Below are 14,442 nucleotides of genomic sequence, written 5' to 3' on the forward strand. Positions count from 1 at the left end.
CACCCGGCGGGCTGCATGGGCATGGCGCATTCAGTTGTTGCGGTGTTCAACCAGGTAACGGGCCGACTGCAGCGCGTTGCCGTCGGCGTCGGTGGTGATGGGGTCATACATCGTGTCGTAACGGGCTTCCCACGGCGGTACGCCGTCGCGTTCGAGGAAGCGCCGTTGGTTGCGGGGCGGCAGCGGATCAAGCACCCGGCCGTTCGGGTTCAGGCCGTCCAGATGGTTTGCGAGTGCCTCGGCCACCTGCTGCACGCGGTTGCACAATTCGGCGCGCTTGCTGTGGCGATTGAAAAAGTCCAGATCGTTCCACTCGAGATTTTTGCGAAGCGGCTCCAGCCGCTCCAGAATCGTCCAGTCTTCCAGCGCGTAATCCCATATCCCACGTTCGCGCAATACGGTCGGCAGGTTCAGTACTGCCCACCGGTAGAGCGCCATGTCCTGGGTCTGCAACACGTCCATCAACGACGCCTTCAACCAGAGCCCGGTGAGGTCTTTAAGCGCGCTGTGGTAGGGCGCCCAGTCGCGCGCGTGGCCGCTCAACGTCTCGCCCTGATCTGCGTCGATGGCCTGGGTGGAACTGGCATTCCAGGCATCGCGTTGCATCTGCAGCTGCAACGGCTCACTCAGGCACGCCATGGCACCGGTCAGGACCTTGCTGGCCACCACGTGGAGCAGGGCGCACTTGGGCAACTGATCGGCATCCAGCGCATGGGCGCTGTCCAGGCCGCGCACGTTGAGGATGTAACTGCAGCAGGCACGCAGCAGCACGTGTCGCCAGTACCAAAGGCCCAGCTTGCGGTTGTGGCGCTCGCCTCGCAGTCGCCGGGTCTCATCGTTGCCGTCGAACAGCGCGTCGTAGTCGGGCATGCAGGTCTTGCGCAGCATGTAAAGGAAGTAGCCGCACAAGGTCATCGGCAGATTCATCTGCGAGGAGAAGCCGCTGGACCAGAACTTGCTGTACTTGGCGAGGATGATGCCAGGTGTGTAGCCGCCCCAGTCGTGCTGCCGCAGCTGATGGCGGTAACGGGCGGCCGGAATGTTGATGCCGTCATCAACGTTGTAGACGTTGATGGCATTGCCGACGTCGCCCCACGCTGCACAGGTGCACGTGGCCGGTGCCAGTGGCACGCCATCGTCGGCACGGGGTGTAAGGCGCAGGTGCCCATCACGCACCGCCCGGATGAGAAGCCCGCGCAGCTGGGGGGTGAAGCGTTGCTGCCAGTCAGCGAACGTGGTGGCGACAATGGCGTCGTCCTCCTCCATGTCGCCGTCGTCCTGCGGTGCTCGTACGGCCACCGACTCGGTCAGGATCTTGGCCAGTTCGGCCTTGAACCGGTAGGCGTTCCGGAGGGTGTCAAAGCGCAGGGGAGGGCTGACCAGCTCGAAGGTGTGATCCGAATCGGACTCTATCCGCCAAGCGCCGGGCTCTGCGAGATCCACCTTGCGCAGATCGTTGCCGACGGCGAGCGGGTCTGCATCGGTCCGCCACGGCTGCGCGTCGCCAGGCTGCAGCGTTGCGGCCACCACGTGAGTGAAGGCGAATATCGCACTGTCGTGCGTGCTGAACTCGATCTCCAGTCCGTAGGTGTTCCATGGCAGCGCCTCGCCGCCGGCGCCGACCTGGATATTGTTCATGACCAGATCCGCGACCGGCGGGTCGATACGGACGGTCCATCCGATGATGTCGTCGGGAGTGATGGTCAGCATGCGGACACCCTGTGTTGGCGCTTGACCTGGGACGGTCAGCTTCAGGGCATGCTAGGAACGATGCGGCGGCAGGAATCGGCGCAAACGACGGGTAATGCGGCGGCGATGCGCCGATAGGTCCGAATGCGGTGGAATTGACGATATCGGGGCCGCGAATGGTGCGGCTGGCGGGCAGGCGGTGCTGGCCTTGCTGCTGGCCGGCGTCCGTTCCGAGGCGGTCGCGGTTGCTTTGCGCCGGGCCGAGAGGCTGCGGCGGCGCCAGGACGGCGGCGATGCGATGATGACGAAGTGGATCAACCGTGCGCCATCAGAGGCGCGCCGTCCTGCAGGCGCGTGGCGAAGACATCCCAGCAAATGAGGCCATCAACATGAGGCGCGTGGGCGTTACTGTCGAGGCTGGGAAAGGTACCGAGGGAGTGCGAATTAACTTCCCAATGGCCTCGATACGGACGCGCGCGTGATCAGCCGGTGCGCCAGCACATGGTTGACCGTGCCGCCTGCGGGGGAGGGTGGGCGGCGGATCTCGCGCAGCAGGATGTCGATGGCGGTGTCGGCCATCTCCGCCACCGGTTGATGGATCGTGGTGAGTTCGGGCCACACCATTGTCGACGCGAAGGTGTCGTCGAACCCCACCACCGAAAGATCACCCGGCACCTCCAGGCCGCGACGATGCGCCACTGAAACAACCGCCGAGGCCATGTCATCGTTGCTGGCGAAGATCGCGCTGGGCGGCTGGGACAAGGTCAACAGCCGGTCAGCTGCCTCCAGTCCGGAGCGGTAGGTGAAGTACCCTGGCTGGACGAGTGCGTCGTCGTAGTGGAGGCCAGCGTCGGACAGCGCATCCCGGTAGCCCTGCCAGCGATGCGCACTGGCGGTCTGGTTCGGATCGCCTGTGATGTAGCCGATGCGGGTATGTCCGTGGGCGATCAGATGCGACACCATGTCGTGGCTTGCCTGGCGGTCATCGATGCGCACGCAGGAGATCCTGTCGCTGAAGTGGCTGGACGCGATGGACACCACGGCAACGCCGGCGGTGACGAATTCGTCGACGATGGCCTTCGATTCACACAGCGGTGGCGGAAGAATCACACCCGCCACGCTGCCGGAGAGCCGCCTTGCCGCCTCGCGACGTGCCTTGGCACCGAGCTCGTCCCACGCGGCGATCACCAGCTGCGCCGCTGCACGGGTAGACCCACGCAGCGCGCCCACCAGCAGTTCGCGCAGGTAGCTGGAGCTGGGATTGGTGTAGATCAGCGCAATGCAGGTGTGTTGCGCCGCGGCCAGCGCGCTTGCGGCCAGGTTGGGCCGGTAGTCCAGGTCGCGCACGCTTCGCATGACGCGCGCGCGGTTGTCTTCGCGCACGCCGGCATGGCCGTGGATGACGCGGGAAACGGTCATGGCAGATACGCCGGCATGCGCCGCGACGTCATCCATGGTGATGGCGCTGGCCTTGCGGCGGACCACTTTATGGCTGCTTTTCAAGAAATGGGTTCCTTTGCTGCGCTGCATGATGACAAGCGCAACCCTGGATGATTAGTCTGCGCCCGTGACGTGATGGTAGCGCTACCACTGTGCCGGTGTAAGGCCAGCGGGTGCCCCCCCCTTTACCACGCGGCTGTTCTGGCAAGCCTGAAAGCGAGTTTGAGTCGCAGCAAGCGCACAGCGCGCTGCGATGTCGGTGTGGAAGACGGGCATCGCCCGTACGTGCCCCCAGGAGGGGCGGTACATCCATTCGATCGTATGTCAGAGGGGAGAGTCATGAGCGCTTCTACGTTCCGTCGTACGCCAGACCGGAGGGCTCGTTCATGAGCCGGACGCTGGCGAAGTTCACCTCCAGGGCCATGTTTACGTTTGTAGGCGGCGTTCTGGTCATCAATCCCGCATTCGCACAAGACGCGTCAACGCCGGCACCGGTCGTCCAACCCCAACGCCAGGCCCAGCCCAACCCGACCGAGCTGGATGCCGTGCAGGTCACTGGCATCCGCAACAGCCTCAGCCAGGCGATGGACATCAAACGGGACTCGGCCGGCGTAGTGGATGCGATCAGCGCCGAGGATATCGGCAAATTCCCCGATACCAACCTGGCCGAATCGCTGCAACGCATCACCGGCATCTCCATCGAACGCCGCGATGGTGAAGGTGCGCAGGTCACGGCGCGCGGCTTTGGCCCCCAGTTCAACATGGTGACGCTCAACGGCCGCCAGATGCCCGGCGCGGATGCGTTCGGTGCCTCCGGACAGGTCGCCATCGGCGGTGTCGATGGGGGTACGCGTGCCTTCAATTTCGCCCAGTTGGCCGCTGAAGCCATCAATGGCATCGAGGTCTACAAGACCAGCCAGGCCAATGTCCCCAGCGGGGGTATCGGTGCCACCATCAACATCCTCACCGCACGGCCGTTCGACCATGCGGGCACCGTCGCCAGTGCCGGTGCAAAGGTCGTCTCCGACGAGAGTCAGCCGTTTGGCAACGATCTGACACCGGAACTGTCCGGCATCTTCAGCTACAGCAACCCGGAGAAGACCTTCGGTGTCGGGGTGAGCGCAAGCTACCAGAAACGCAAGGGTGGCTCGGTGCAGGCCACCGACAACTACTGGAACGTGCAACCGTGGACCGGCACGATGCCCGGCAACCCGACCGTGGTCAATGCGCCGGCGATCGGTGCGCTGTACGGACGTCCCAACGACCTGCGCTATGCGTTCTCCGAGTTCGAACGTGAGCGCATCAATGGCCAGGCGGTGTTGCAGTTCGCGCCGACCGACGCGGTGACCCTGACCCTGGACTACACCTATTCGACCAACGAGATCACCGAGAATCGTGGCGAACAGGGCATGTGGCTGCAGAACAGCAACTACACCGATGTAACGTTCGACACCAGCGGTGCGGTGGCTACGCCGATCTACATCCGCGAAATCGCAGGGACCAAGGATTTCGGGCTTGAACAGCAGCGCAGCATGCAGAAGTACAAGCTGGGATCGCTCGGCTTCAATGCACTGTGGAACGTCACCGACCGGTTCAAGCTGACCTTCGACGCGCACGATTCAAAGAACGAAAGCCGGCCGAACGATCCGCTCACCGGGGGCGGCTCGATCTTCAGCAGCATCGCCGGCACCAACAACTGCACCACCGGGCCGCATTGCGGTGGCTCGTGGGTGCAGGAAATGAACTTCAACAACGGTCTGCCGGTGGGTACCCAGGTCTGGTACCCGAGCACGGCCGATGCCATTGCCAAAACCAACGGTGTGGTCAATCCGGGCTTTGCGCCGGGCGAGATTGGTTCGCAGGTGCTGCGCATCAATTCGCAGACCCAGGTCAGCGAGATCAAGCAGGGTCGCATCGACGGTGAGTGGAGCTTTGACAAGGGGCGCTTCCAGTTTGGCGTGGACTCGAGCAAGCAGACCACCCACCGCATCCAGGCAGCGGAGAACTACAACACGCTGGGCGACTGGGGCGTGACCAACGTGGACGGGGATGTTGCCAACGGGCTGATGGACCTGCTGCAGCCGGTCAACATCGTCGGATTGTTCAACGACTACAACGCCAACAGCTTCACCGCCTGGCGCGGCGATGCTGGCCGCCTCGCGCAGTGGGCCGCGGACAACTATGGTGCCAACCTCGGCGTGAGCCCGCAGCGCGCCGCCGACAACCTCGTGGAGGAGAAGACCAAATCGGCCTATTTCCAGGTCGAGCTGGACGGCGAGCTGGGCGGCCTGCGCACCAATACCCGTCTGGGCGTGCGCTATGAAACCACCGATGTGGTGTCGACGTCGGTCATCGCCATCCCGGAGGCCATCGAATGGCAGTCCAACAACGACTTCCGCGTGGTGTTGTCCGACGAGCAACAGCCGTTCACCGAGAAGAACAGCTACAGCTACCTCCTGCCCAACCTCGACTTCAGCATCGACCTCATGGACGATCTGAAGGCGCGCGTCTCGTTCGGCAAGAGCATCGCGCGCGCGCCGATCGGCAACCTCTACGCAGGCCCGACCGCACAGCAACCGTTTGGCTCGGTGCTGATCGATCCCTCTTCGCGGGCCAGCGGCACCGCCCAGAACCCGCAGTTGAAGCCGCTGGAGTCGGACAACCTCGACCTGGCGCTGGAGTGGTACTTCGCTGATGCGAGCTATGTGTCGTTGACGTACTGGAACAAGTCGGTCAACAACTTCGTCGGCAATACCATCGTGCAGGAAGATCTGTACGGGTTGAGGGATCCCACCTCCGGTCCGGATGCGCAGGCGGCATTGGCATTCCTCAACAGCGGCGCCTGTATCACCCAGGTCGGTGCGGCCAATGCGGCGGCCTGCTCGGCCAATGACACCGCCCTGTTCACCGCGCTGGCGTTGCTGCGCAACAACCCGGCCGGGTTGGGCGCCTATACGGGTACCGACGCGCAGGTCCTGGCGACCGAAGCGGCCTACGATCTGTATGGGCAGGCCGGCGACCCGCTGTACCAGTTCAACGTCAACCGTCCCATCAATCAGAACCAGGCCAAGCTGCACGGCTGGGAGCTGGGCGGGCAGTACTTCTTCGGTGATACCGGGTTTGGCGTCCTCGCCAATTACACCCTGGTGAAGGGCGATGTGGGCTACAACAACGGGGGCGATCCGGGCATCGACCAGTTCGCGCTGACGGGCCTCAGTGACACCGCAAACGCCGTGCTAATGTACGAAAAATACGGTTGGTCGGTGCGGTTGGCGTGGAACTGGCGTGACCAGTACCTGATCCTCGCCAACCAGGGTGCCAGCCGCAACCCGTACTACGTGGAACCGTACGAACAGTGGGATCTCAGCGTGAACTACACCCTGGATGATCACTGGTCGTTCGGTCTGGAAGCGATCAACCTGACCGGTGAGGACGTCCGCTGGCGCTCGCGCACCTCGCAGATGATCGTGAAGCTGGCTGACCAGAGCCCGCGCTACATGCTCGGCGTTCGTTACAGGTTCTGATGTGTGGGGGTGCCGCTGCCCTGGCAGCGGCACCCGTTCAAAGGTCCTGATGGGGTTGGAAGAACACCATGCCGCGTTACGAAATGCTCAACAACATCGCCCACCGCGATCTGCGCGTGGCCACCGACTTCGGCCCCGAGTTTGGTGACGCCGTCGGCATGGTGCCGGCCTATCCGAGCGAGTTCGCCGAACTGCAGCGGGAATATCCCATTTTCCTTCGCAGGGACGTCGCCACCGGCGAGTGGCAATCGGTGGCACTGCTCGGGTTCGAGCAGCACGAAAACCTGTTCCTGCAGGAAGGTCGCTGGAATGCCGCCTATCTGCCCGGGGCAGCGGCCAAGGGGCCGTTCCTCATCGGCTTCCAGGAGCGCCGGATCGATGGCGCACCCAGCCAGGAAGCGGTGCTGCACGTAGACCTGGACCATCCGCGCGTGAAGGCGATGCAGGGTGAGCCGGTGTTCCTGCCGCAAGGCGGCAACACGCCCTACCTGGACCACATCGCAGGGGTGCTGCGTGGCATCCACGACGGCCATGCCTTTGGCGCAGCGATGTTTGCCCGACTCGATGCACACGAACTGATTCAACCCATCACGCTCGACGTGCAGATCGAACCGCAGCATCGGGTCAGCGTCAACGGCCTGCACGCGATCGACCGGGACCGCCTGGCCCTGCTGGACGGTCCCGCGCTCGCCGAACTCAACCGTGCCGGCTATCTGGAAGGTGCTTACCTGATGCTGGCCTCGCTGCACAACATGCGACGCCTGATCGCCGAGAAGCAACGGCGCCTGCGCATCGCCGATGTCGCCACTGCGGCCGGCAGGAACTGACGGGTGCTGGACGGCGTTGCCATGCGGACACTGGAGGACGTGGAGCCCACGGCACTGCCGTTGGCGTCACTGGTGTCCGCCGGGGAACCGGTGGTACTGCGCGGCATCGCACGCGACTGGCCGCTGGTGCAGGCCGGGCTGCGCTCCGCGCAGGAGGCGCTGGGCTATCTGCGCCGCTTCGAGGTGGGCGTGCCTGTCCCGTATTCGTTCGGCGGGCCCGAGATCGAAGGGCGTCCGTTCTACAACGACGATTTCACCCGCTTGAACATTGAGGTCCGGCGCGGCCTGCTGACCCAGGTGCTGGCCGAGATTGAAGACACGCTCGAGGCACCACGGCCACCTACTTACTATGTCGCTTCGCTGCTGATTGATCGGGCGCTCCCCGGCTTTGCGCAGGCCAACGACGTCGGCCTGGCCGGGCAGGGCATCGAGGCGTCGGCGAGCATCTGGATCGGCAACCGGGTGACGGCCTCCTGCCATTTCGACACCCCGGACAACCTGGCGTGCTGCGCCGTGGGCCGGCGCCGGTTCACGCTCTTTCCGCCGGAGCAGATCGACAATCTGTATCCGGGGCCGCTGGCGCCTACGCCAGGCGGGCAGGTGGTGAGCGTAGTGGATTTCGACCGCCCGGATTTCGCGCGCCACCCGCGCTTCCGTGATGCACTGGCAAGCGCGCAGACCGCCGTGCTGGAACCGGGCGATGCGATCTTCATTCCGAGCATGTGGTGGCACCACGTGCGCAGCCTGGCGCCTTTCAACGTGTTGGTGAATTACTGGTGGCGAAGCTCACCGGCCTTCCTTTCCTCGCCGCTGCCGGCCCTCCACCACGCGATGTGGGCCGTGCGCGATCTGCCGGCGCGCGAAAAGCAGGCCTGGGCGAAGATCTTCGAGTACTACGTATTCGGTCCGGGTGAGCGTGCGGGACAGCACCTGCCCGACGCTGCCCGGGGCGACCTGGCACCGTTCGACGAGACGCAGGCGCGCCGCATGCGCGCCCAGTTGCTGGCTCGACTCAACCGCTGATGAGGGCACCGTATTGAACGTGGCGAACACAACCGAAGGGCGTATCCGCAAGGTCGTCATCGCCGGTGGCGGCACCGCAGGCTGGCTGGCCGGCTGTGCGCTGGCGCACCAGTTCCGCGACCAGTTGGACATCACCCTGGTGGAGTCCGAGCAGATCGGCACGGTGGGTGTCGGCGAGTCGACCGTGCCGCCCATCCGTGCGTTCCACCGCTTTCTGCAGATCGACGAGCAGGAGTTCCTGCGCGCCGTTGCCGGCACGTTCAAGCTCTCGATCTCGTTCGAGAACTGGCGTCGACCCGGCGATCGTTTCATCCATCCGTTCGGCACGATCGGGCAGGGAACCCTGGCCACGCCGTTCCACCACTTCTGGCTGGACAGCCTGCGCCGCGGCATGCCGTCGGAACTGGGTGACTTCTGCCTGGAAAGCGTCGCCTCGCGCGGCGACCAGTTCTCGCTGGATACCCAACCCCGGCTCAACTACGCCTATCACTTCGATGCCGGGCTGTATGCCAAATTCCTGCGACGCAAGGCCGAAGGGCACGGCCTGCGACGGGTGGAGGGCAAGATCCGCGAGGTCAAACAACACGCCCATGACGGCTCCGTCGCGTCACTGGTGCTGGAGGATGGGCAGGTCATCGAGGGCGACCTGTTCATCGACTGCACGGGATTCCGCGGCCTGTTGACCGAGCAGACCCTGCAGACCGGCTATGAGGACTGGCACGAATGGTTGCCCAGCGATCGCGCTGTTGCGGTGCAGACCGAGTCCATCGCGCCGCCGGTGCCCTACACCCGTGCGATCGCGCACGAAGCCGGGTGGCGATGGCATATCGCGCTCCAGCACCGGGTCGGCTGCGGGCTGGTGTTCTCCAGCCGGCACATGTCCGATGACGAGGCGCAGGCCAAGCTGCTGCGTGACGTCGATGGCCCGCCGCTGCGGGATCCGTGGCTGGTCCCGTTCCGCAGCGGGCGCCGCCTGAGGGCGTGGAACAAGAACGTGGTGGCGCTCGGGCTCGCCAGTGGCTTCATCGAGCCGTTGGAGTCGACCAGCATCCACCTGACCATCAGTGCCGTGGTGCGGCTGATCCAGCTGTTCCCGTTCGACGGCGTCAGCCCGACGCTGATGGCGCTGTACAACGATGTCAGCCGGCAGGAGATGGAGCATGTGCGCGACTTCATCATCCTGCACTACCACGCCAACCAGCGCGACGAGCCGATGTGGAAAGCCTGCCGTGAGATGGCGCTGCCCGAGTCGCTCGCGATGCGGCTGCGCGCCTGGCGCGAACGTGCCCATGCCTGGCAGGACCCCGGTGAGCTGTTCCGTGTGGAGTCCTGGACCAGCGTGTTGATGGGGCAGGGGATCGCGCCGGGTCCTGCGCACCCGCTTGCACGTGCCATCGACGATGCGGATCTGCGCACGCTGTTGGCGCGGATCCGGCAACCGGTGCAGCACGCCGTCGCGACGATGTCCTCGCAGGCCGCGTTCATCGACCGCTACTGCAAGGCTGCGCAGGACGTATGGCCACGGGCCTCAGCCCTGGCATAGCAGAAAAGCATGCTGCTGCCTGGAAATGGTAGCGCTACCTTCATGTGGGGACGGAGTGGTAAACATGGAACTGGTTGCCGGAATAGATGCAGGTACGCAAAGTCTCAAGGTCGTGGCGTACGACCCTGCCGGGCGCCGTCTGGTTGCCAGCACCAGCGCGCCCCTGGACCTGGCGTCCGCCGCCGACGGCAGCCGTGAACAGCGGCCGGCCGAGTGGGTGGCAGCGCTTCATAGCTGCTTCGCTGCGATTGATCCCAAGGTCCGATCCCGTATCGCCGCGCTGGCGGTCTCGGGCCAACAGCACGGCTTCGTACCCGTCGATGCAGCCGGGGAGGTCCTGGCGCCGGCCAAGCTGTGGTGCGACACCAGTACCTCGGCCGAGTGCGTGCAGATCATGGACGCACTCGGCGGCACGGCGCGCACCATCGCACTGGCCGGCAACCCTGTCCTTACCGGCTATACCGCCTCCAAACTGCCGTGGACCAAGACGCATCGTCCCGAGGTCTACGCGCGGCTTGCCACCATTCTGCTGCCGCACGATTACCTCAATTTCGTGTTGACCGGCCAACGTTTCTGCGAATACGGCGATGCGTCGGGGACGGGCTGGCTGGACGTGCGAACCCGCACCTGGTCGACCGAACTGCTGCGCGCGACCGATTCGCAACGCGACCTCGCCGCCTGCCTGCCGCGCATCGCCGCGCCCGAGGAGGTGTTCGACATCGACCCGGCCACAGCGGCGGCCCTGGGGCTGCCCGCGACGGTGAAGGTCGCCGTTGGCGGTGGCGACAACATGATGGCGGCCATCGGCACCGGTTGCGTCGTGCCCGGCCGCCTGGCGATGAGCCTGGGTACCTCGGGCACCCTGTTCGCCTATTCGGACACGCCCGTGGTGGACCCGGAGGGGGCGTGGGCTGCGTTCTGCTCGTCCACCGGCGGCTGGTTGCCGCTGATCTGCACGATGAACTGCACCGTGGTGACCGAACAGGTCGCCGACGCCTTCGGCTTCAGCACGCGCTTTGGCGATGGGCACCTGCGGGCCACGCAGCCCGGCGCCGACGGGCTGGTGATGCTGCCGTTCCTCAATGGCGAACGCACGCCAGACCTGCCGCTGGGCAAGGGGGTGCTGGCGGGCCTGGACACGACCAACATGACCCCGGCGCACTTCTACCGCGCGGCCATGGAAGGAGCCACGTACAGCCTGAAGTACGGCTACGACGCGTTTGTGCGCGCCGGCATGCAGTTCGACCGCATCGTGCTGACCGGTGGCGGCAGCAACAGCGCGCAGTGGCGGCAACTGGTGGCCGATGTGTTCGGCCTGCCGGTGGACGTGCCGACCCAGTCCGAAGGCGCGGCGTTCGGAGCGGCACTGCAGGCCCTGTGGGCGCTGGGTCACGCGCGCGGCGACGCGACCTCCATCGCCGAGCTGACCGACCGGCACGTTGCCGTCGATCCGCTGCAGTCCGCACAGCCGGACCCGACGCGTACGCACGCCTATGCCACGGCCTATGCACGTTTCCTGCGACATATCGACGCCCTCATGCCGCTGTATCGCGGCTGATCCCCTTTTTCGCGACACCTCGCACAACGAAAGGAACACGCACCATGAGCAATCAGCCCTTCATCGGCGCCAAGACGTACTTCCCCGGCATCGGCCGCATCCCCTTCGAAGGCCGGGGCTCGGACAACCCGCTCGCGTTCAAGGTGTATGACGCGAAGAAAGTCATCGGTGGCAAGACGATGCAGGAACATCTGCGTTTCGCGGCCTGCTACTGGCACACTTTCTGCAACGCCGGGCATGACCCCTTCGGTCCGGGTACGCGTCATTTTCCCTGGGAGGTCGGCTCGCCCATGGCGACTGCCGAGGCGAAGGTGGATGCGGCGTTCGAATTCTTCACCAAGCTGGGCGTGCCGTACTGGTGCTTCCACGATATCGACCTGGCGCCGGATGCCGACGATGTCGGCGTGTACGAAAAGAACCTGAAGCACATGGTGGGCCTGGCCAAGGCCCGCCAGGACGAGACCGGCGTGAAGCTGCTGTGGGGCACGGCCAACCTGTTCTCGCACCCGCGCTACATGAATGGTGCGTCGACCAATCCGGATTTCGCCGTGGTGGCGCGTGCGGCGGTGCAGGTGAAGGCGGCGCTGGAGGCGACGGTGGAACTGGGGGGCGAACACTACGTGTTCTGGGGTGGCCGCGAAGGTTATGCCTCGCTGGTGAACACGCAGATGAAGCGCGAAGTCGACCATCTCGCGCGGTTCCTCGGCATGGCGCGGGACTACGGCCGCAGCATCGGCCTGAAGGGAAACTTCCTGATCGAGCCCAAGCCGATGGAGCCGATGAAGCACCAGTACGACTTCGACAGCGCCACCGTCGTCGGCTTCCTCAAGGAGCATGGCCTGGACAAGGATTTCAAGCTCAATATCGAGGCGAACCACGCCACGCTCTCCGGCCATACGTTCGAACACGACCTGCAGGTTGCCTCGGACCACGGTTTGCTGGGTAGCATCGACGCCAACCGCGGCAACGCGCAGAACGGCTGGGACACGGACCAGTTCCCGACCGACCTGTACGACACGGTGGGCGCGATGCTGGTGGTGCTTCGGCAGGGTGGGCTGGAAGGTGGCTTGAACTTCGACGCCAAGTTGCGTCGCGAATCCACCGATCTCGAGGATCTGTTCATCGCCCACATCGGTGGCATGGATGCGTTCGCGCGAGGGCTGGAAGTGGCCCACGCACTGCTGAACGACTCGCCCTTGGAACAGTGGCGAAACGCGCGCTACGCCAGCTTCGACAACGGTCCCGGCAAGCAATTCGCGGGAGGCGCGCTCAGCCTCACGGATCTGGCCGCATTGGGCGCCAAGGGCGGGGAACCCAGCCAGATCAGCGGCAAGCAGGAGCGCTACGAGAACCTGCTCAACCAGTACCTGCTGCGCTGAGCGTGACCGCTCGCAGCGATGACACCCAACCGGGGAGGGGCAGGGCAATGAACCAGGCAATGAGCGGCGGGGAGAACACCCGACTGATTGTGTTGATCAGCGTGGTGGCGACGATTGGCGGATTCCTGTTCGGGTTTGACAGCGGCGTCATCAACGGCACCCAGGACGGCCTGCACCAGGCGTTCAGGTCCGGCGAGTGGATGCAGGGGTTCGAGATCGCCTCGATGCTGTTGGGCTGCGCCATCGGTGCCTTCAGCGCCGGCCGGCTGGCCGACAGCCTGGGACGGCGCAACGTGCTGATCGTGTCGGCGGTGTTGTTCCTGCTGTCGGCGATCGGCGCGGGCGCGGCGTCCTCTTCGGTCATGTTCATCCTCGCGCGGGTGATGGGGGGCTTTGCCGTGGGGGCGGCCAGCGTGATCTCGCCGGCGTACATCGCCGAAGTTGCGCCGGCGCGTTACCGGGGCCGTCTTGCCACGGTCCAGCAGATCGCCATCATCAGCGGCCTCACCGTCGCGTTCCTGTCCAACTATCTATTGGCGGCCACCGCCGGTGCCTCGACCGAGGCGCTGTGGTGGGGGCACGCGGCGTGGCGGTGGATGTTCTGGATGCAGGCGGTGCCCTCGCTGTTGTTCCTGGCGCTGTTGCTGACCATTCCCGAAAGCCCGCGCTACCTGGTGGTGAAGCGCCGCAAGGACGAGGCGCTGCACGTGCTTACGCGGCTGTTCGGTGGGGCGGAGGCGCAGGCCAAGCTTGCCGAGATCGACGCCTCGCTGTCGACCGACCACCATCGCCCGCGGCTGTCGGATCTGCGCAACAAGGTGACCGGCCGGATCCGCCCGATTGTCTGGGTCGGCGTCGGCCTGGCCATCTTCCAGCAGCTGGTCGGCATCAACGTGGTGTTCTATTACGGCGCCGTGCTCTGGCAGGCGGTCGGCTTCTCCGAAAACGACGCACTGCTGATCAACGTGCTGTCCGGTGCGCTGAGCATCGGCGCCTGCGTGGTGACCGTGCTGCTCATCGACCGCATCGGGCGCAAGCCGCTGCTATGGGTCGGCTCGGCCGGCATGGCAGTGTCATTGGCGCTGTTGGTGGTGGCATTCGCCAGCGGCTCGCTGGTGGACGCCCGCCTGCAGCTGCCCGGGCACATGGGCACGCTGGCGCTGGTGGCGGCCAATGCCTACGTGGTGTTCTTCAACGTCTCCTGGGGCCCGGTGATGTGGGTGATGCTGGGTGAGATGTTCCCCAACCAGATCCGTGGCTCGGCGCTGGCCGTGGCCGGTGCGGCGCAATGGACCGCGAACTTCGCCGTCACGGTGACGTTCCCCATTCTGCTGGCCGCCATCGGGCTGGCGGCGACGTACAGCATCTACCTGGTGGCGGCCATCATCTCGGTCGTCTTCGTGCTCAAGTATGTGCACGAAACCAAGGGCAAGGAACTGGAGCAGATGGAAGGATGAAC

Annotated in this window: 9 protein-coding genes; 7 read left to right on the forward strand and 2 right to left on the reverse strand. The window is 65.1% G+C overall.

The features are described 5' to 3' along the window. Positions 1 to 30: 30 nt before the first annotated feature. Both NR101_RS00115 and NR101_RS00120 read right to left on the reverse strand, forming a co-directional pair. Positions 31 to 1,710, reverse strand: a complete 1,680-nt coding sequence (locus NR101_RS00115) for a hypothetical protein (RefSeq protein WP_256774345.1) — start codon at positions 1,708 to 1,710, stop codon at positions 31 to 33. 423 nt (positions 1,711 to 2,133) lie between these two features. Beyond that, complete coding sequence (locus tag NR101_RS00120; protein ID WP_256774344.1) at positions 2,134 to 3,219, reverse strand: LacI family DNA-binding transcriptional regulator; 1,086 nt, start codon at positions 3,217 to 3,219, stop codon at positions 2,134 to 2,136. Positions 3,220 to 3,515: 296 nt separating this feature from the next. Here NR101_RS00120 and NR101_RS00125 point away from each other — a divergent pair, with 296 nt between their 5' ends. From NR101_RS00125 to NR101_RS00155, 7 genes are all read left to right on the forward strand, one after another. Beyond that, the gene (locus tag NR101_RS00125; protein WP_256774343.1) at positions 3,516 to 6,653 is read left to right on the forward strand and encodes a TonB-dependent receptor; all 3,138 of its coding nucleotides are present in this window, start codon (positions 3,516 to 3,518) and stop codon (positions 6,651 to 6,653) included. Between the two features lie 68 nt (positions 6,654 to 6,721). After that, the gene (locus NR101_RS00130; protein WP_256774342.1) at positions 6,722 to 7,480 is read left to right on the forward strand and encodes a SapC family protein; all 759 of its coding nucleotides are present in this window, start codon (positions 6,722 to 6,724) and stop codon (positions 7,478 to 7,480) included. Positions 7,481 to 7,483: 3 nt separating this feature from the next. Further along, positions 7,484 to 8,503, forward strand: coding sequence for a cupin-like domain-containing protein (locus NR101_RS00135; protein ID WP_256774341.1), 1,020 nt, complete (start codon positions 7,484 to 7,486; stop codon positions 8,501 to 8,503). A 13-nt stretch (positions 8,504 to 8,516) separates the two neighbouring features. Then, entirely contained in the window at positions 8,517 to 10,046 is a 1,530-nt protein-coding gene (locus NR101_RS00140; RefSeq protein ID WP_256774340.1) for a tryptophan halogenase family protein, read from the forward strand. Positions 10,047 to 10,110: 64 nt separating this feature from the next. After that, positions 10,111 to 11,604, forward strand: a complete 1,494-nt coding sequence (xylB, locus tag NR101_RS00145) for a xylulokinase (protein WP_256774339.1) — start codon at positions 10,111 to 10,113, stop codon at positions 11,602 to 11,604. A gap of 44 nt (positions 11,605 to 11,648) precedes the next feature. Beyond that, complete coding sequence (gene xylA, locus NR101_RS00150) at positions 11,649 to 12,983, forward strand: xylose isomerase (protein ID WP_256774338.1); 1,335 nt, start codon at positions 11,649 to 11,651, stop codon at positions 12,981 to 12,983. 47 nt (positions 12,984 to 13,030) lie between these two features. Beyond that, positions 13,031 to 14,440: a sugar porter family MFS transporter gene (locus NR101_RS00155; protein WP_256774337.1), complete on the forward strand. Its 1,410-nt coding sequence runs from the start codon at positions 13,031 to 13,033 to the stop codon at positions 14,438 to 14,440. Positions 14,441 to 14,442 lie beyond the last annotated feature (2 nt).

This window comes from Stenotrophomonas sp. Ste86 (assembly GCF_024519465.1).
In the GTDB taxonomy this organism is placed as follows: domain Bacteria; phylum Pseudomonadota; class Gammaproteobacteria; order Xanthomonadales; family Xanthomonadaceae; genus Stenotrophomonas.